Origin of the sequence: Flintibacter muris (assembly GCF_943192995.1) — a bacterium.
Classification (GTDB): Bacteria; Bacillota; Clostridia; order Oscillospirales; family Oscillospiraceae; genus Lawsonibacter; species Lawsonibacter muris.
The window spans coordinates 72,997-89,316 of sequence record NZ_CALPCP010000002.1 but is presented as its reverse complement, the minus strand read 5'-3'; the positions used below and the strand labels follow the sequence as shown (position 1 = coordinate 89,316).

The 16,320-nt window shown below is 56.4% G+C and carries 22 protein-coding genes and 2 pseudogenes; 14 read left to right on the top strand and 10 right to left on the bottom strand.

Features of this window, described 5'->3' with window-relative positions; translation table 11 throughout:
• Window positions 1-9 precede the first annotated feature (9 nt).
• The 3 genes from NFS22_RS02710 to NFS22_RS02700 form a co-directional block, all read right to left on the bottom strand.
• Entirely contained in the window at window positions 10-882 is an 873-nt protein-coding gene (locus tag NFS22_RS02710) for a YitT family protein (protein WP_251316232.1), read from the bottom strand.
• A gap of 13 nt (window positions 883-895) precedes the next feature.
• Window positions 896-3,139 carry a DNA gyrase subunit A gene (locus tag NFS22_RS02705; protein WP_251316231.1) on the bottom strand — a complete coding sequence of 748 codons (2,244 nt, stop codon included), beginning with the start codon at window positions 3,137-3,139 and terminating at the stop codon, window positions 896-898.
• A 214-nt stretch (window positions 3,140-3,353) separates the two neighbouring features.
• Entirely contained in the window at window positions 3,354-5,336 is a 1,983-nt protein-coding gene (locus tag NFS22_RS02700; protein WP_251316230.1) for a DNA gyrase/topoisomerase IV subunit B, read from the bottom strand.
• Between the two features lie 102 nt (window positions 5,337-5,438).
• On the opposite strand from NFS22_RS02700, the pseudogene NFS22_RS02695 reads away from it, so the two are divergent.
• Window positions 5,439-5,642: pseudogene (locus tag NFS22_RS02695) on the top strand (transposase); the annotation flags it as partial.
• Between the two features lie 5 nt (window positions 5,643-5,647).
• Here NFS22_RS02695 and NFS22_RS02690 read toward each other — a convergent pair.
• A pseudogene (locus NFS22_RS02690) lies at window positions 5,648-6,166 on the bottom strand (IS256 family transposase); the annotation flags it as partial.
• A gap of 81 nt (window positions 6,167-6,247) precedes the next feature.
• Between NFS22_RS02690 and NFS22_RS02685 the strand changes: the two are divergent.
• The 10 genes from NFS22_RS02685 (at window position 6,248) to NFS22_RS02645 (ending at window position 10,599) form a co-directional block, all read left to right on the top strand.
• Window positions 6,248-6,583 (top strand): hypothetical protein, encoded by a 336-nt coding sequence (locus tag NFS22_RS02685; RefSeq protein ID WP_251316229.1) that lies wholly within the window; start codon window positions 6,248-6,250, stop codon window positions 6,581-6,583.
• 8 nt (window positions 6,584-6,591) lie between these two features.
• Entirely contained in the window at window positions 6,592-6,930 is a 339-nt protein-coding gene (locus tag NFS22_RS02680) for a head-tail connector protein (protein WP_251316228.1), read from the top strand.
• Window positions 6,927-7,364 (top strand): hypothetical protein, encoded by a 438-nt coding sequence (locus NFS22_RS02675; RefSeq protein WP_251316227.1) that lies wholly within the window; start codon window positions 6,927-6,929, stop codon window positions 7,362-7,364. The genes NFS22_RS02680 and NFS22_RS02675 overlap by 4 nt, the downstream gene beginning before the upstream one ends.
• Window positions 7,361-7,765 (top strand): minor capsid protein, encoded by a 405-nt coding sequence (locus NFS22_RS02670; protein ID WP_251316226.1) that lies wholly within the window; start codon window positions 7,361-7,363, stop codon window positions 7,763-7,765. Before NFS22_RS02675 ends, NFS22_RS02670 begins: the two co-directional genes overlap by 4 nt.
• 4 nt (window positions 7,766-7,769) lie before the next feature.
• Entirely contained in the window at window positions 7,770-8,189 is a 420-nt protein-coding gene (locus NFS22_RS02665; protein WP_251316225.1) for a hypothetical protein, read from the top strand.
• A gap of 11 nt (window positions 8,190-8,200) precedes the next feature.
• Window positions 8,201-8,590: a phage tail tube protein gene (locus NFS22_RS02660; RefSeq protein ID WP_251316224.1), complete on the top strand. Its 390-nt coding sequence runs from the start codon at window positions 8,201-8,203 to the stop codon at window positions 8,588-8,590.
• 105 nt (window positions 8,591-8,695) lie between these two features.
• Window positions 8,696-9,445, top strand: a complete 750-nt coding sequence (locus NFS22_RS02655) for a C39 family peptidase (RefSeq protein ID WP_251316223.1) — start codon at window positions 8,696-8,698, stop codon at window positions 9,443-9,445.
• 21 nt (window positions 9,446-9,466) lie between these two features.
• Window positions 9,467-9,721, top strand: coding sequence for a LuxR C-terminal-related transcriptional regulator (locus NFS22_RS23995; RefSeq protein WP_420908826.1), 255 nt, complete (start codon window positions 9,467-9,469; stop codon window positions 9,719-9,721).
• 198 nt (window positions 9,722-9,919) lie between these two features.
• Complete coding sequence (locus NFS22_RS02650) at window positions 9,920-10,315, top strand: hypothetical protein (protein WP_251316222.1); 396 nt, start codon at window positions 9,920-9,922, stop codon at window positions 10,313-10,315.
• The gene (locus tag NFS22_RS02645; RefSeq protein ID WP_251316221.1) at window positions 10,312-10,599 is read left to right on the top strand and encodes a hypothetical protein; all 288 of its coding nucleotides are present in this window, start codon (window positions 10,312-10,314) and stop codon (window positions 10,597-10,599) included. The genes NFS22_RS02650 and NFS22_RS02645 overlap by 4 nt, the downstream gene beginning before the upstream one ends.
• 68 nt (window positions 10,600-10,667) lie before the next feature.
• On the opposite strand, the gene NFS22_RS02640 is transcribed toward NFS22_RS02645, so the two are convergent.
• The 3 genes from NFS22_RS02640 to NFS22_RS02630 form a co-directional block, all read right to left on the bottom strand.
• Complete coding sequence (locus tag NFS22_RS02640) at window positions 10,668-10,853, bottom strand: hypothetical protein (RefSeq protein ID WP_251316220.1); 186 nt, start codon at window positions 10,851-10,853, stop codon at window positions 10,668-10,670.
• 51 nt (window positions 10,854-10,904) lie between these two features.
• Window positions 10,905-11,120, bottom strand: a complete 216-nt coding sequence (locus NFS22_RS02635; protein ID WP_251316219.1) for a hypothetical protein — start codon at window positions 11,118-11,120, stop codon at window positions 10,905-10,907.
• Window positions 11,121-11,260: 140 nt separating this feature from the next.
• Complete coding sequence (locus tag NFS22_RS02630) at window positions 11,261-11,458, bottom strand: helix-turn-helix domain-containing protein (RefSeq protein WP_251316218.1); 198 nt, start codon at window positions 11,456-11,458, stop codon at window positions 11,261-11,263.
• Between the two features lie 152 nt (window positions 11,459-11,610).
• Here NFS22_RS02630 and NFS22_RS02625 point away from each other — a divergent pair, with 152 nt between their 5' ends.
• The 3 genes from NFS22_RS02625 to NFS22_RS02615 all read left to right on the top strand — a co-directional run bounded on the left by NFS22_RS02625 (window position 11,611) and on the right by NFS22_RS02615 (window position 13,767).
• On the top strand, window positions 11,611-12,417 hold the full coding sequence (locus NFS22_RS02625) for a hypothetical protein (protein WP_251316217.1): 807 nt from the start codon (window positions 11,611-11,613) through the stop codon (window positions 12,415-12,417).
• Window positions 12,418-12,579: 162 nt separating this feature from the next.
• Window positions 12,580-12,984 (top strand): hypothetical protein, encoded by a 405-nt coding sequence (locus NFS22_RS02620; RefSeq protein ID WP_251316216.1) that lies wholly within the window; start codon window positions 12,580-12,582, stop codon window positions 12,982-12,984.
• A gap of 12 nt (window positions 12,985-12,996) precedes the next feature.
• Window positions 12,997-13,767 (top strand): DUF7841 family protein, encoded by a 771-nt coding sequence (locus NFS22_RS02615; protein WP_251316215.1) that lies wholly within the window; start codon window positions 12,997-12,999, stop codon window positions 13,765-13,767.
• Between the two features lie 161 nt (window positions 13,768-13,928).
• On the opposite strand, the gene NFS22_RS02610 is transcribed toward NFS22_RS02615, so the two are convergent.
• The 3 genes from NFS22_RS02610 to NFS22_RS02600 are packed head-to-tail and all read right to left on the bottom strand — an operon-like array spanning window position 13,929 to window position 16,164.
• Window positions 13,929-15,626 carry a DUF4368 domain-containing protein gene (locus tag NFS22_RS02610; RefSeq protein ID WP_420908831.1) on the bottom strand — a complete coding sequence of 566 codons (1,698 nt, stop codon included), beginning with the start codon at window positions 15,624-15,626 and terminating at the stop codon, window positions 13,929-13,931.
• A gap of 29 nt (window positions 15,627-15,655) precedes the next feature.
• Window positions 15,656-15,904, bottom strand: a complete 249-nt coding sequence (locus tag NFS22_RS02605; protein WP_251316213.1) for a hypothetical protein — start codon at window positions 15,902-15,904, stop codon at window positions 15,656-15,658.
• Between the two features lie 38 nt (window positions 15,905-15,942).
• Window positions 15,943-16,164: an LLM class flavin-dependent oxidoreductase gene (locus NFS22_RS02600; protein WP_251316212.1), complete on the bottom strand. Its 222-nt coding sequence runs from the start codon at window positions 16,162-16,164 to the stop codon at window positions 15,943-15,945.
• Window positions 16,165-16,320 lie beyond the last annotated feature (156 nt).

The window sequence follows — 16,320 nt, the reverse complement described above, 5'->3', positions numbered from 1 at the left end:
GGGCGGCCCCTACAGGTCGTTCTTCTGATACCGCCGAAAGCCCTGGCCCAGCACCTCGTGGGCGTCACAGACTATGAGGAAGGCGCCGGGGTCCAGCTCATGGACCAGTGCCTTCAAGGGGACAATCTGCTTCTGCTTAAAGGCGCACATCAGCACCAGCTTCTGTTCTCCGGAAAAGCTGCCCTCCCCGTGGAGGTAGGTCACTCCCCGGTCCAGCTGACGGTCAATCTCCTCGGTGATGGGTCTGGGGTTGGAGGTGACAATATAGGCCACCTTGGACTGGTCCAGACCGTAGAGCACGCCGTCCATCACCACGGTGGAGATGTACAGGGAAATCATGCCGTACAGAGCGCTGTTCATGCTCCGGAAGGCGATAGAGACCGCCAGCAGCATAATCAGGTCCACCGCCAGCAGCAGCTTGCCCACCGGCAGCCAGGCGAAGGGGATCTTCAGCAGCCGGGCGGTCAGGTCGGTGCCCCCGGTGGTAGCCCCCTTGGAGAAGATCATCCCCAGAGATACGCCCAGCATCACCCCGCCGAAGATGGAGGCCAGCATGGGGTCCATAGGCGGGAAGGTGTACGCGGCGGCGATCAGGTCCACCAGAACTGAGGTGGCCGTCATGGCGAAGAGGGAGGACACCAGGGTGTGTCCTCCCAAAAACTTCCAGCCCAGGAGAAAGAGGGGGATGTTGAGCACCAGCACCACCGTGCCGATAGGGACAGCGGGGACAAAGTGGTTGAGAATCATGCCCAGGGCGGTGAGCCCGCCAAAGCCAATCTGGTTGGGCACATAGAACCAGTCGAAGCTGAGAGAGTAGATCACCGAGCCCAGGGCGATCCAGAGGTAGTCCCGCGCCATGCGGGCAAAACTTGATTCGGTCATAGGGGTCCTCCCATTACAAAAGTGTCATCTGCTCCTCTCCCCGGTCCTCCTCCTTGAGGAGGGCCCCGGCGACAGGCAGAGAACGGGCCCGATAGCGGGCGGCGTTTTGGATGTGGGTGCGGTCCAGAGGCAGGACCTTCTCCACGCGGTATTTCGGTTTCAGCGTCATCACGTTGACTCCCTGGGTGTTCCGGGTGGCCTTGGGGTTCAGGCTGGCGGTGTGGAATACCACGCACCGGCCCTCGGTGGAGACCACCGCCGCCTCAAAGTCCTCCCGCAGCAGGAAGGCGGCCACCAGGGGTGACTTGTCTGAGTAGGCCCCGGTGAGCTTTTTGCGCCTGGTCTGGGTCTGGTAGGCAGCAAGCTCCACCCGGGCGGCCTTGCCGTTTTCAAAGAAGAACAGCAGATGCCCCGAGTAGTCCCCGGGGATGCAGGCCCACAGGGCCCTTTCCTCCGGGTCCATGGCCAGCTTGGAGGGCAGATAGTCCCCCAGCACGCTGGCCTTGGTGTCGTCAAAGTCGGACAGGCGGGTCTTGTAGCACTGCTGCTTGTCGGTAAACACCAGCAGCTCGTCCCGATTATTAGCCTCCCACTGGAGATAGGGGCCGTCCCCCTCCTTGTACTTCTGTTCACTGGCCATGCGCAGGGACTGAGGGGTGATCTTTTTCAGATAGCCCTCCTGGGAGAAGAACAGGTGGACAGGGTAGTCCGGGGTCTCGTCCTCCACCGTCATCACCGGCTCGTCCATGTGATCGTAGACAATCTGGGTGCGCCGGGGGACGGCGTATTTTTTCTTCACCTCGGCCAGCTCATCCATGATGATCTTCCGAATTCGCTTGGGGGAGCCCACAATGTCCTCCAAATCGGCAATCTCATCCTGGAGGGCGTCCACCTCCTGGGTGCGCTTGAGGATATACTCCTTGTTGATGTTGCGCAGCCGGATATCCGCCACATACTCCGCCTGGATCTGGTCGATACCAAAGCCGATCATCAGGTTGGGGATGACCTCGGTGTCCTCCTCGGTGTCACGGATGATTTGAATGGCCCGGTCAATATCCAGCAGGATCCGCCGCAGGCCCTTTAACAGGTGGAGCTTCTCCTTCTTCTTGTTCATGGAGAAATACACCCGCCGGCGTACCGAATCCATCCGCCAGGCGGTCCACTCCTCCAGAATTTCCCGCACGCCCAGTACCTTGGGCATCCCGGCAATCAGGATGTTGAAGTTGCAGGACTGGCTGTCCAGCAGGGGGGTGAGCTTGAAAAGCTTGGCCATCAGCTTCTCCGGGTCGGTTCCCCGTTTCAGGTCTATGGTCAGCTTCAGACCGGACAGGTCGGTTTCGTCCCGCATGTCGGCGATCTCTTTCAGCTTGCCCGCCTTCAGCAGCTCGGTCACCTTGTCAATGATGGCCTCGGAGGTGGTGGAGTAGGGAATTTCGTAGACCTCAATCAGGTTTTCTTCCTTTACATAGCGCCACCGGGCCCTGACCTTAAAGGAGCCCCGTCCGGTGCGGTAGATGTCCGCCAGGGCGGCGCCATCGTAGAGCAGCTCGCCGCCGGTGGGCAGGTCGGGGGCCTTGAGGGTGGTCATGATATCGTGGTTCGGGTTCTTTAAAAAGGCTATGGTGGTGTCGCACACCTCCCCCAGATTAAAGCCGCACAGGTCGCTGGCCATGCCCACGGCAATGCCCTTGTTGGCCGCCACCAGCACGTTGGGGAAAGTAGTGGGCAGCAGGGTGGGCTCCTTCAGCTTGCCGTCGTAGTTGTCCACAAAGTCCACGGTGTCCTGGTCGATGTCCTTGAAGATCTCGGCGCAGATGGCGTCTAAACGGGCCTCGGTATACCGGCTGGCCGCCCAGGCCATGTCCCGGGAGTAGACCTTGCCGAAGTTGCCCTTGGAGTCCACCAGGGGGTGGAGCAGGGCCCCGTAGCCCCGACTGAGACGGACCATGGTGTCATAAATGGGGCCGTCCCCGTGGGGGTTGAGCTTCATGGTCTGGCCCACGATGTTGGCCGACTTGGTCCGGGCGCCCCCCAGCAGCTTCATGGTGTACATGGTGTACAGCAGCTTGCGGTGGGAGGGCTTGAAGCCGTCGATCTCCGGGATGGCCCGGGAGATAATCACCGACATGGCGTAGGGCATGTAATTGATTTCCAGCGTCTGGGTGATGGGCTGCTCCAGCACCTCCGCCCGCAGGCCCATCACATTGGAGTCGGCGACGCGGTTCTTTGTTTCATTCGACGTTTTTTTCTTGGCCATTTGGTTCAGTCCTTATTTATATTCAATATGTGAGAGCCTCTCGTCCCGTCCACAGGCGGCAACGACCCCCTTCGCAAAGGGGGCTGTCAGCCGAAGGCTGACTGGGGGTTTTCTTCTAAAGCAGTGCCATGTTTCGGTAGGGGGAAACCTTCCACCACCGCCTTCGGCGGCGGTCCCCCTCCCCTTGCGAAGGGAGGCTTTTTCCTGCGGGCTTTTACGAAATATCCGCCAGCTCCAGAAATTCGTGGCCGTGGTCGGCGATATGGGTTTTGCGGCCGGGGAGGTCGTCGCCCAGGAGGAGGTCGAACATCTGAGCGGTGCGCTCCACGTCCTCGGGCATGACCTTGATGAGCCGCCGGGTATCCGGGGACATGGTGGTCAGCCACATCATCTCCGGCTCGTTCTCGCCCAGGCCCTTGGAGCGCTGCACGTCGTACTTTTTGCCCTGGAGGGTGGCCACAATGTCGTCCTTCTCCTTGTTGGAGTAGGCAAACCAGGTCTTCTCCTTGCAGGTGATCTCAAACAAAGGGGATTCGGCGATATAGACGTAGCCCTCCTGAATCAGGGTGGGGGTGAGGCGGTAGAGCATGGTGAGCACCAGAGTTCTGATCTGGAAGCCGTCCACGTCGGCGTCGGTACAGATGACCACCTTGTTCCACCGCAGGGAGCTCAGGTCAAAGGCGGCCATATCCTTGGCCCGCTTGTCGTGGACCTCCACCCCGCAGCCCAGCACCTTTAAAAGGTCGGTGATGATTTCGCTTTTAAAAATCTTGCCGTAGTCGGCCTTGAGGCAGTTGAGAATCTTGCCCCGGATAGGCATGATGGCTTGAAAGTCGCTGTCCCGGGCCTGCTTCACGCTGCCCAGTGCGGAGTCGCCCTCCACAATGTAAAGCTCGCTGCGGTTCACATCCCGGGTGCGGCAGGGGACAAACTTGGCCACCCGGTTGGAGATGTCCATGGAGCCGGTGAGCTTTTTCTTGATGTTCAGCCGGGTTTTTTCCGCGTTCTCCCTGGCCCGCTTGTTAATTAAAACCTGTTCGGCAATCCGCTGGGCATCGGCGGGATTTTCAATAAAGTAGACCTCCATCTGGGAGCGGAGGAATTCCGTCATGGCCTCCTGAACAAACTTGTTGTTGATGGCCTTTTTGGTCTGGTTCTCATAGGAGGTCTGGGTGGAAAAGTTGTTGCTCACCAGCACCAGGGCGTCCTGAATGTCGGGGAATGTAATTTTGCTCTCGTTTTTGGTATATTTGTTCTGCTGCTTAAGCCAACTGTCAACGGCGGAGACAAAGGCGGAGCGCATGGCCTTTTCCGGGGACCCGCCGTGCTCCAGCCAGGAGGAGTTGTGGTAGTGCTCCACCACCTGCACCTTGTTGGAGAAGCAGAAGGAGACGGACAGCTTCACCTTGTACTCCGGCTTATCCGCCCGGTCCCGGCCCTTCCGCTCGGTCTGCCAGAAGACAGGGGCGGTGAGGCAGTCCTCCCCGGACAGTTCGGCCACATAGTCCACAATGCCGTTTTCATACTGAAAATCGGTGGCCTCAAACTTGCCCCCCGCCTGGTTTTTGAACCGGAAGGTCACCCCGGCGTTGACCACTGCCTGGCGCTTCATCACATCCAGAAAGTATTCCACCGGAATATTGATGTCGGTGAACACCTCCAGATCAGGCTTCCAGCGGATGGTGGTGCCCGTCTTTTTGCCCCGGTCGGTGGGCTCAGACTGCAAGCCGCCGATATTCTCCCCCTTCTCAAAGTGGAGCGAGTACTTTTTCCCCTCCCGCCACACGGTGACGTCCATATATTCGCTGGCGTACTGGGTGGCGCAGGAGCCCAGGCCGTTCAGGCCCAGAGAGTACTCATAGTTGTCCCCGCCGGTGTTGTCGTACTTGCCGCCGGCGTACAGCTCGCAGAAGACCAGCTCCCAGTTGAACTTCTGCTCCTTCTCGTTCCAGTCCACCGGGCAGCCCCGGCCCTGGTCCTCCACCTGGATGGAGCCGTCCTCAAAGCGGGTGACGGTAATCAGCGCCCCGTGCCCCTCCCGGGCCTCGTCAATAGCGTTGGACATGATTTCAAATACGGCGTGCTCGCAGCCCTCCAGCCCGTCGGAGCCGAAGATAACCCCTGGGCGCTTTCGGACCCGGTCGGCCCCTTTCAGGGCGGAGATGGAGTCGTTGCCGTAAGTTTTCTTCTGTGCCATGGTGATACCTCGCATTTTTCCACTGGGCGCATAAACCCAATTTATCATCTTATTATACTACCAAAAAACAAGGGGGAAAGTCAAGAAGAAGGATGGCGTATCATGGAACAACTTAAGGAGCTGGTACGCGGGAGCGTGGAAGAAACGCTGAATGCGCTGTTGGAGCAGGAAGCGGAGAAGCTGACTCAGGCAGCCCGGTATGAGCGAAATGAGGCTCGCCAGGGGTACCGTAGCGGTCACTACAGCCGAAACCTTACCACCACCTCCGGCGATGTTACGCTCCATGTGCCCCGCCTGAAGGGAGTCTCTTTGTTGGTACGGATACGAGTCCAGTGTTCGCTGGGAAAGTCGCAGTAAGTCAGAGTCTCCTCAACACCAGCTTCTACCTTCTTCGCAGCCTCCTTCAGCTTCATTTCCCGCAGCTGGACCACCACGGCCTTAGCCTTCTCCCGAGCAGCTTTTTTGCTCTCCTGGGCGTGGATCGCCTTGAGCATCTTGGCCACCAACTTCACCTTAGCGCGCGGTGTCACAGAAAAGACATTGCGGTAAAAATGGACGGTACACCGCTGGTATTTGGCCTCCGGGAACACTTCTCCCACAGCCTCCAGCATACCAAGACACTTGTCCCCAACCACCAGCTTGACTCCGTCCAGGCCACGGCCTCGCAGCCACTGGAAGAAGCTGACCCAACTGGCCTTGTCCTCTTTCATACCCTCAGCGGCGCCAAGAACCTCGCGGTATCCGTCCTCATTTACCGCAATCGCCACCAGAACAGCTACATTCTCATACTCTCCGCCCCAGTTTCGCCGCAGATAGATCCCATCCACATAACCTTCGTCAACACCCTGGATGTGTACCGCTACCTAGGCTCCGCCGCTATCACGGTGCAGAATCGCCAGGGTATGCAGTACATGAAGGATTTTCTGGGGGCGGATTCTATGATCCTGTCCTCCGAAATTCCACAGGGCAAGGTACTGGCAACGCCCAGCGATAACATCGACCTGTATTATATCGACCCCTCTGATGCCGACTTCCAGCAGCTGGGCCTGAACTACACTGTGGTGGGTGAGACCCCGCTGATCGGCGTCCACATGGAGGGCAACTACGGTCGGGTGATGGGCGAGACCCACGCCTTGATGGGTATGAAGCTGTGGGCCGAGTACCTGGACGGCATTGCCAACGTGTCCTTCGGTGACGTTGGCAGCGCTGCGGTCCGCTCCGCTGCCCGGAAATCCAACCAGGTATGAGCCAGTACATGACACACCAGCAGTATGTGTCCCACGGGGGAACGGCGGAGCTTTCCGCCTTCCCCCTGCTGGAGCGGCGGGCACGGGCCAAGCTGGACTACTGGACCATGGGCCGAATTACGGATGTTGACTGCGACATCCACCTGTGCATGACGCTGATTATCAACGCCATGGACGATGTAAAAAAGCACAGCCAGGGCGGAACGGTGAACAGCTTTTCCAACGACGGCGTGTCCGTCTCCTTCGGGGCCCAGAAAGAAATCACAGAAGAAGAGGTTATGGCCTCTGTCTATGAACAGGTGGTAGAAATACTGCCTGTTGGTTTGGTAAGCGTGGTGATTGGATGACATTCCCAACCGTAAAGCTGCCCACCTGGACCCACACGGTGACCGTTCTGAACAAGCGGGCGGGCCGGGACAGTGCCGACTATCTGGACAGCTGGAAGAAAACCGTCCTGCGTGACTGCTTCTGGGCCGGGAAACAGACCAGAGGGCAGGCTGGTCGGATGGCGTCCTCCACAGAGATCAACGAGGGCGCGTCCTTCCTGCTCCGGGTGCCCCGGTCCGAAAGCTACCGGCCATACCAGGAGTGGAAGGGGGATATGGAAGGCTTCACCTTCTCCACCGGTGACTACATCATACTGGGAGAGGTGGCGGAGGAGATCACCCCAGAGACAGTACAGGCCGTGGTGGAGAGCCTCCGCCCTGACGCTTTCGAGGTGCAGCTGTTCAAGGACAACACGGATGGCCCCCTCCCCCACTACCGATTGGAGGGCGTATGAAGATAGTAGTCAAAGAAGTTGAAATAAAGGACGGAAAGAAAACGTTTCAACGAATATTCGGCGAAGGAACAATGACTTTTATTCATAAAACACTTTTTGATTACTGTGCACCCTATGTTCCAATGGATAGCGGAATGTTGTCCCAAACGGTGGATATTACGCCGAAATATGTTCATTACAAACAACCTTATGCTCATTTTCAATATGAGGGTTTGGTTTTTGTAGATGAACGTGGAAGCACATACGCAAAAAAGGATCATTCAAAGCACGCTACCAGTACACCGTTGAAGTATAGCAAAGATGAACATCATCTTGCTACTTCCCATTGGGAGAAGGCTATGATGGTTGCTAAGGGCGATGACTTCTGTAAAACTATTGAGAACTATCTGAGGAGGCGGTAGCCCTATGAGCAAGCACGAAGCAATGGTGGAATACCTGAAGCAATACCCCGGCCTGCGGTCGTTCCTCTACTTCAACACCATCACCGACAAGAGCGGGAATGTCAGCGTTCAGACGGTCTACGGTGAGGAGTGGGAAAAGCGGCAGCTCCGGGGCCACGGAATCAAGCGGTATGACTTCGCTCTTGTCTCCATGGTGCCCCAGGACCCCGGCACCAGCAACGCCAATGTGGTTCAGATGGAAAACGCCCAGGCGTTTATGGTGTGGATCACCGAACAAAACCGGCTGAGGAATTTCCCGAAATTTGAGGGCTGCAAAGTCCTTTCTATTGAAAATCTGCAAAACATGCCAAACCCGGCGGGGGTAAACGCCGCTGGCAGCGTCGCTAAGCTGATGTGCCAGTGCCGGGTCCGGTATTACGAATAGGAGTGAAAAACGTGAAATTATCCGAACTGATGAAGGACTATACCCCGTCCCCCACCTTTGAGGGATTTGCTACCAATGACGATTTTGTCCTTGCGGTTGGTATCAACCTGGAGGAAGGGGCCACGGAAAACGACTACACGGTAGTGCAGCTGGGCATTTCCGGCCTTGACCCTCAGATGAACCCGGTAACCAAGGATTCTCAGTACATCCGTACTGGCCTGTCCACCACCAAGACCGGCACCCAGCGCACTTTTGCCATTTCCGGCGACCGGTATATCGGCGACCCATTCCAGGACTACTGTTTCTCCCTGAGAGTGGCCCACGGCACCGGGCAGACGGTCATTGTGCCCTTACCATTGCTGCGGGTATTGCCTACTGCCAGATCAAGGCGGTGGCCATGACCTGGTACATTGTAGCGGCGCTTATCGTGGGCGGATTCATGGTGGCCTACGCCGCCATGTTTGGCTACGACAAGCTGATGGAGATCATGCAGTGGGGTGGGAAGCGTGAATAAACAGCCTGTATCATATCTTCAGACGGACAAGCGGTGGAAGTCCCTGCCATACCGGGTGAAGGGGGAGACGGCCACCATAGGCGGCTCCGGCTGCGGGCCTACAGCGGCGGCTATGGCCATTGAGACGCTGACCGGACAGACCTTCACTCCCGTGGACGCCTGCAAATGGTCCGTGGACCACGGCTATAAGGCTCTGAACGCCGGTACCTACTACAGCTACTTCGTCCCCCAGTTCAAGGCATTTGGGGTCGACTGTAAGCAGCTGCTTGGCTCCAGCCTCCACAACAAGCCGGGCCACCCCATCCACGACCAGGTTAGGCGCTATCTGGAGGAGGGTTACTATGTAATTGCCCTTATGGGGCCCGGAACCTGGACCAGCGGCGGCCACTACATCCTGCTGTGGGCCTGGGATGATAAGGTTCGAATTAACGACCCGGCCAGCACCAAGGACAAGCGGCTAAACGGAGACCCCGAGACCTTCAAGCGGGAGGTTAAGCAGTACTGGCTGATTGATGCCAGAGATTACAATCAGGAGGATGATATTGTGAGCTACGATAAATTCAAGGAGTACATGGAGCAGTACGAGACGGAAAAAGCGGCCCTGCCCACTCCGGCATGGGCGGTGCAGACCGGCGAGTGGATACAGGCACACGAGGCTGGGATCATCGCCGATCTAAGCCGCCCCCAGTCCCATGTCACCAGGGCTGAGGCGGCCGCTATGGTTATGCGGTCCAAAAAGTAATCCGGGCATGGAGTCGCATCAATGTCAAACGCAAGAGTTAAACTGCCGCAGGATCTGGAGAAAATCCATCTGTTTCAGCTGGAGGATTGCATTATTCAGGCAAACCTTGGAAAGCGGGACCGGAGTATGGCCCGTATGTATCTGATTGACAAAATACCGCAAATTGAGATTGCGGCAGAATGCGATTGTTCCCGAACCACAGTGTGCAAGCATCTCAAAAAAGCAATCGACAAAATAGCGGTTACAAACCGACGCCTATACAAAGGACTTCCCTAAATTTAAACACAAGCTGCACACAATGTTTACACAGCGCAGCTTGTGTTTTGTTATACTTATCTCAGCGGCCAGGGGACGGGCGGTACACGTCCCGCCCAGCGTCCCCCGGTCCGCTGATTTGATGATAAGGACGTGGTTAATATGTACGGTAACCCCTATCCAGGCGCTTACCCGGGCGTATACAACCCAGGGCCCAATGTGATAAATCCACCGACCGGACAGCCCCAAGCACAGACCCTGGTCAACAACCAGAATGCCGGGTATGTGTGCAGGCCGGTGACCTCCAGGGAAGAGGCGGTGGCTTCTCAAGTGGATTTCTTAGGCCCTGGCACCATCATGCCGGACTTCAGCCACGGGATGATCTACTTTAAGCGCTTCAACCCCAACAGCGGCGGGGCGGAGTTCTTTGACTTTTCCGTCCAGCGACCGCCCCAGGCGCAACCTCAGCCCCAGGTAGCTTCTTCTGCCCCGGCCTACGACCCCCGGGAGGATATCGAGGGTCTGCGCAATGAGTTTTCCGTCCTCCGCGGGGAGATGGATGAAATGAAAAAGGCCGGCCAGAAGCGGACCGGCGGGAAGGCGGCGGAGCAATGAGAGGAATGGGAAACATCCCCCAGATGATGATGCAGGGGATGATGCAGGGCATGAGCCCCATGCAGAATCCTATGGTGCAGGAAATTATCCGCATGAGACAGCAGGGCATGGACCCTGCGGCCGCGTTCCAGCAGCTGTCCCAGCGGTATCCGCAATTTCGACAGGCCGCCCCATTCCTGGGCGGCAAGACCCCTCAACAGATGGACCAGACGGCACAGAACGCCCTCCAGCAGTCCGGGGTTGACCCTAATGCTATGGCCCAACAGTTTCAGCGGTTCTTCTGATAATAAAACCGCCCCGGTTAGGGGGCGGTTCGGCACTGGAAGTCAGTCAGCCATCGTCAGATGGGGTATTAAAGGAATAAGTCAAGGTCTTTGTTTCCAGCGTCTTTCTTGTCTTGTGCGTCTAACTGTTCCTTAATCTTGTCGTGGAGCGCAAGCCATTTAGCTCCTGCGCCACTTACCGCAGTGAGCATAATCATCAGGTCAACAATTTCTCCACGTTCAAGTTTCAATGTCCTTGTGTGTCTGTTAATCATTTCGTTCCTTTCTGCCCTCGTGACCTCCGGGGCGGGCATTTCGGTTGGTAGTCAGTCAGCCATCATCAGGTGGGGCAGCTCAATCTCAAACATAACGCCGTACACGTTGTCAGAACGTGGATAAATGTTTGTAACCCTGTACTCTCCATAGGTACGGACAGTATTATCGGTCAGCGGTGCAACCAAGTCGATAGTCCCAATATGTGCAATGATTTGATTGCACTCCTGAATCACATAATCGGTATCATTCAGAATTTTAAGTAACATTTTCTTTCCCTCCCGGCCTGTGGCCTGTTTGATATACGATTGAATTCGTACCTTCTGACACTATAATACTACGATTGTAATCGTATGTCAAGAGTAAAGTTTAAAAAATCCAAAAAAATTTTGACCGTCATTTCTGACGGTCAATCATCCAGCGATATTAGCTCTTTTGGGGTTGTTTCAAGAATTTCAGCAAGTGCTACTATCAGCCAAGCACGGCACTTTTTGAGGGAACATCTTCCATTCGCATACGCCTCTATAGTGCGGACGCTTATTCCGACTTCTTCTGCAATGCGTTTTGAGGTATATCCCTTTGATCGGATGTATTCTCCAAACTTCACATTATCACCCCTAGCAACATGATACTACGAATATAATCGTGCGTCAACTCTTTTTCGGTTTCAGCGGGTCCTGATAAAAACCGCTCTTGGTCAGTCCACGACCGGGAGCGAATCAGCGCCCGGAGTGAGTATATCGAAAAGGAGAATTTTTTATGGCAGAAAACAATGACGCCCTGATGGCCTACGCAATGGGGCAGGACAACGGACGCTGTAACAACGGCGGGCTTGGCGGCTGGGGTGACGGCTGGATGGGCCTGATCGCCTTCGCCATGATCTTTGGCGGCTGGGGCGGCGGCGGCTGGGGCGGCTTCGGCGGCGGTTATGGCGGCGGTGGCGCTTACCCCGTGGAATCCATCCTCCAGCGGAGCCTGGACACCCAGACCATTATCGGAAAGCTGGACGGCCTGAATAACGGCGTCTGCGACGGCTTTTATGCTATGCAGAACAGCATCAACGGGGTAGGCAGCACTGTCATGCAGACCGCCGCTCAGGCGGAGCTGTCCCGGTGCCAGCAGCAGGCCGCGCTGATGCAGCAGCTGTACAATCAGAGCTTCCAGAATCAGCAGTGCTGCTGCGAGACCCAGCGCCTGATCGAGCGTACCTCCTGCGACGCCGCCTACGCTGCGGCCACCAACGCCGCCAACATCATCCAGAACGCCCACAACGACACCGACCGGGTGATTGCCAAGCTGGACGCCATGGAGTCTGCCCGCAAAGACCAGAAGATTGCGGAGCAGGCCGCTGAGATTCAGGCATACCGGCAAAATGCCACGTTCAGCGCTATGCTTGACGCGAATACAGCAGAGATCCTTCGGCGCTCCGGGCACGAATGCCCTTCCGCTGCTTACATTGTCCAGCCCCCCACCCCCGTGAACTTCCCCACCAATGGCTGTGGCCAGGTGAATTTCAACGGCTGGGGCAATAACGGCTGCGGCCAGGGCTGCGGCAGCTGCTGCTAATTAACATCCGTGCGCGTATAAACCAAGAATTTCTGAATTTGCGGCTGCTATACCTGCATAAAACAGTGATTTATGTGTTTAACGCTTTCCCCGAAATTCGGGTGACTATTTCGGGGCGGCGGGGTATCCTGCCGCCCCTTGATTTTAAAGGAGTGAAAAATTATGGCTTGTAAGCCTGTCTGTAAGCTTTGCGATAAGCTGGTGTTGTCTCAGTCCGTCACTTTTGCCGGTGGAAACCTGGTTATCAATCTGCCCGCCGGGTCCTACGGCAACGGCTGCAAGTACTGCATTGTGGTTGCCCAGGCCATTCCCGCCACCACTACCATCAACGCACCTGTGGTAATTACCATCGGGACCGGCACCGAGCAGTACCCGCTGACCAACCGCTGCTGTGCTCAGGTTACCGCCTGCGGAATCCGGACCAGAACCCGGTACTCTACCGTGGTCTCCACCAGCGCCACCGGCGGCACCTTTAAGCTGCTGGGCAACACCTGCCCCTGTCCCACCAACAATCTGAGGAGCATTGACGGTACGGCCCCCGCCGCCCCTGCGGCTCCCACAACCTAAGGAGGGCGCAGCATGAACAAGTACACTAAAATGCGGCTCATGACCTCCAGGAGCCGCCAGGATGGCCGAGACGGGGACCGCCGAGACTACGACCGACCCGACATGCGGGACGGCTACAGCGGCCCTGAGAGCCGTTTCCGGGACCGTGACGGACGGGAGCATTATGACAATGGCCGGTACGCCCCCATGAATCAGAGCGGCTACGGATACCCCCGCTCTGAGTACATGGAGCCCTACTCCCACCACGGCTACCCCATGACGCCCTATGTCCCGCCCGTCTACCAGCGGAAGGACTGGCAGCCCAAGGAAAGATACCGCCCCATGAACAGGATCGGGTTTTCCGTCGACGGCGAAATGGAACGCCTCCCCCAGGAGCTTGGTCACGAGTACCCCATGTCCGCCGGGTATGAGGGCAGAGAGGAAATGTCCAGACACCAGGGAGATGGTTACAGCGTTGGCCAACGGCCCAAAGTGATGCCTGTCTTCAACCGCCAGATGGCGGAGGATTGGGTTTCCAGAATGCAAAACGCCGACGGCACCCGTGGCCCTCACTTCTCCATGGAGAAGGCCAAGGAGGTCATGAAGCAGTACAACGCGGACTGCGACCCTGTGGAGTTCTGGGTGGTCCTTAACTCTCTTTATTCCGACTACGACCAGGCGCTGAAGAAAAACAACGCCTCTACGCTGGAGCTCTACGCCTGTCTCGCAAAGGCGTGGCTCGAGGATCAGGACGCTGTTTCAAACAAACTGGCGGCTTACTACACCTACGTGGTTAAGCGCTAAAAAGTTCCACCACATTTTCCACCACCACAATGACAATTATTGAGTTATTTTGATGTGTTGGACTTCTCAAAGTAAAAAGTGAAACCCGCCGAAAATCCTTGAAACACAAGGGTTAATAGTGACAAGTAACTATTTGCTGCAGAGGGCGGCGTGACCGAGTGTCACGCCGTCTTTCTGCGTCCATAGGTGGTTTTCGTAATAACAGGTTCGCTGATTTCCGGTACTTCTACTTCCTCCAGGAAGTTGAAAACGATTTTGACCTTCTGCGTCCGTTTGCCGCTGGACTTATCCGGGGCATAGACGATGACCTGCTTGATGAACTCGTTCACGATGGTCGGCGTCAGCTCCGGGATGTCCACATACTTTTCCAGTAGGGCAAGGAACTGGTCAACATGGTCCTCCATTTCCTCACGGGTCGCAACCCAGTCCTCAAGACCGATGACCTCGTTGTTGAGCGCAGCCTGCTCCGCCTCATAGCCCTCCAGCATCTTCAGGTATCGCTCCTGGCTCAGGGAGCCGAGTACCATGTCCTCGTAAATACGGGTGATGAGCTTGTCGATGTCCGCCAGCCGCTTCTTTGCTTTCTCCAGCCGCCGCTTGTCCTCCCGGATGGACTTCTCTTGTTCCTCCCTCCGGCACATCAGCCATTCCTCTTGAAAGCCCTCCACATCGGCCCGGATATAATCTGTCACGGCCCGGATACGCTCCAGAACCACGTCCCGCAGAACGTCCTCCCGGATATAGTGCGCCGAACAGGTTCCCCGCCCGCTTTTGTACTTGGCGCAGACGTAATGATCCTGTCTACCCTCAAAGTTCTTACAGGTGGCGAAGTGGAGCTTGCTCCCGCAGTCGGCGCAGACCACCAAACCGGAGAACAGTCCCTGCCGCTCCGCCTTGGTCATGCGGCGCTTGTGCTTGCGAAGCTCCTGCACTCTGTCCCACTGTTCTTTCGGCACAATGGCCTCCTGGGTATCCGGCAGGATGAACATATCCTCCAGGGCGTTGGGAATGCGCTTCTTGAGCTTGTAGGACTTAGAGTAAGTTTTGAAATTACAGGTGCAGCCGGTGTACTCCATCCGTTCCAGGATGTTGACCACGGACTGCTCAATCCAGTGGCAGGGGCGCTCCGGCAGGGGCTTTCCCTTCTGCTGGGCATAGAGGGCCTTGACCGTCAACACCTTGTCTGCCTCCAAGATACGGGCAATCCGGGACGGGCCTACTCCAGCAATGGTCAGGTCAAAAATACGTTTGACTATTGGGGCAGCATCCTCGTCCAATATCCAGTGATTTTTGTCCTGCGGGTCGGCGCGGTAGCCGTAGGGCGGACCGCCTAAGTGCTTGCCACTGGTCCCCTTGGCGTTCATAACGGCGCGGACCTTTTTACTGGTATCTTTGGCATAAAAATCGTTAAAAACATTGCGAATTACGGTAAAATCGTTGTCTCCCTTGGCACTGTCCACCGCATCGTTGACGGCGATGAACCGCACATCGTAGCTCGGAAAGACGATTTCCGTAAACCGACCGACCTGCAAATAGTCTCTGCCAAATCTACTCATGTCTTTAACAATCCAAGTGCCAACCAAGCCCTGCTCCACCAGAGCAAGCCCCTCCCGGACCCCAGGGCGGTTGAAGTTCGTTCCGGTGTAACCATCGTCCACCAGCACCTTGGTATTCGTGAAACCGTGGGAAGCGGCATAGCTGCTGAGGATGCTTCTCTGATTTGCAATCGAGTTTGACTCCCCATCCACCAAATCCTCATTGCTCAAACGGCAGTACAAAATCGTGATTTTCTGCTGATCCACGTTGTCTTCTCCTTTCTTCTGTGGGTCAGCTGACAGTACCGTAGTGCATGGCTCCATTGTAACATGATCCAACTGCTTTGTCGACATCAAACCGCCCCCTTATCCGAAAAAATCAGGCGGCGCATCATGCCGGGGAGCGGCTCGTCCCCGGCGCACTCTGTTTCGATGATATACCAGGTGTTACCGATTTTGCGTGTTACCTTGCAGGAGAAGGGGCTTCTCAGTCCATGCTCCCTGTACCACTCCTCAACAAAATCGGCGGGCGCGTCGAACATCGGCTCATAGCAGGCGCACAGGTCAATGGGTTCGTACACATAGCTTTCAAAATCGTTCAATAAAGTACCTCCATAATTCATAGTCTGTTGGTTCCGGGTCAGGCATCCTTCCGCCGGACCCACTGAATGTCGTAGCCCAGCGCGTCGGCAAGCTGGACAGCCTCCTTGTAGCGGAGAGACTCCCGCTGGAGTTTGTTGGAGAGATTCGACACGCTGTCCGACCAGCCGTACACATCGGAGAGTACGTCTACGACCTCCTGCATGGTCATCCCCTGGCGCACAATGTACGCCTTGATCTCGTTCCTCAAATCGGATTTCAAAACTTTTCCCTCACTTTCCAATGAACTTGATTTTGTGTTCCGTAAAGCGCTTTTTCGGAATGATGAAGTTTTTCACGGTTGTAATTTCCGCTCGGATTTGCTATCATGAAGCCCAGGTCACAAAGGCCACCTGTCCACTTCACAGTTCCATGGGAC

Excerpts from the sequence above, each read along its gene's own strand:
- NFS22_RS02705 (WP_251316231.1), bottom strand. The coding sequence starts at position 3,139 with ATGGCCAAGAAAAAAACGTCGAATGAAACAAAGAACCGCGTCGCCGAC.
- NFS22_RS02620 (WP_251316216.1), top strand. The coding sequence starts at position 12,580 with ATGGCTTGTAAGCCTGTCTGTAAGCTTTGCGATAAGCTGGTGTTGTCT.
- NFS22_RS02615 (WP_251316215.1), top strand. The coding sequence starts at position 12,997 with ATGAACAAGTACACTAAAATGCGGCTCATGACCTCCAGGAGCCGCCAG.
- NFS22_RS02700 (WP_251316230.1), bottom strand. The coding sequence starts at position 5,336 with ATGGCACAGAAGAAAACTTACGGCAACGACTCCATCTCCGCCCTGAAA.
- NFS22_RS02685 (WP_251316229.1), top strand. The coding sequence starts at position 6,248 with ATGAAGGATTTTCTGGGGGCGGATTCTATGATCCTGTCCTCCGAAATT.
- NFS22_RS02645 (WP_251316221.1), top strand. The coding sequence starts at position 10,312 with ATGAGAGGAATGGGAAACATCCCCCAGATGATGATGCAGGGGATGATG.
- NFS22_RS23995 (WP_420908826.1), top strand. The coding sequence starts at position 9,467 with ATGTCAAACGCAAGAGTTAAACTGCCGCAGGATCTGGAGAAAATCCAT.
- NFS22_RS02670 (WP_251316226.1), top strand. The coding sequence starts at position 7,361 with ATGAAGATAGTAGTCAAAGAAGTTGAAATAAAGGACGGAAAGAAAACG.
- NFS22_RS02665 (WP_251316225.1), top strand. The coding sequence starts at position 7,770 with ATGAGCAAGCACGAAGCAATGGTGGAATACCTGAAGCAATACCCCGGC.
- NFS22_RS02635 (WP_251316219.1), bottom strand. The coding sequence starts at position 11,120 with ATGTTACTTAAAATTCTGAATGATACCGATTATGTGATTCAGGAGTGC.
- NFS22_RS02640 (WP_251316220.1), bottom strand. The coding sequence starts at position 10,853 with ATGATTAACAGACACACAAGGACATTGAAACTTGAACGTGGAGAAATT.
- NFS22_RS02680 (WP_251316228.1), top strand. The coding sequence starts at position 6,592 with ATGACACACCAGCAGTATGTGTCCCACGGGGGAACGGCGGAGCTTTCC.
- NFS22_RS02675 (WP_251316227.1), top strand. The coding sequence starts at position 6,927 with ATGACATTCCCAACCGTAAAGCTGCCCACCTGGACCCACACGGTGACC.
- NFS22_RS02625 (WP_251316217.1), top strand. The coding sequence starts at position 11,611 with ATGGCAGAAAACAATGACGCCCTGATGGCCTACGCAATGGGGCAGGAC.
- NFS22_RS02710 (WP_251316232.1), bottom strand. The coding sequence starts at position 882 with ATGACCGAATCAAGTTTTGCCCGCATGGCGCGGGACTACCTCTGGATC.
- NFS22_RS02610 (WP_420908831.1), bottom strand. The coding sequence starts at position 15,626 with ATGGAGCCATGCACTACGGTACTGTCAGCTGACCCACAGAAGAAAGGA.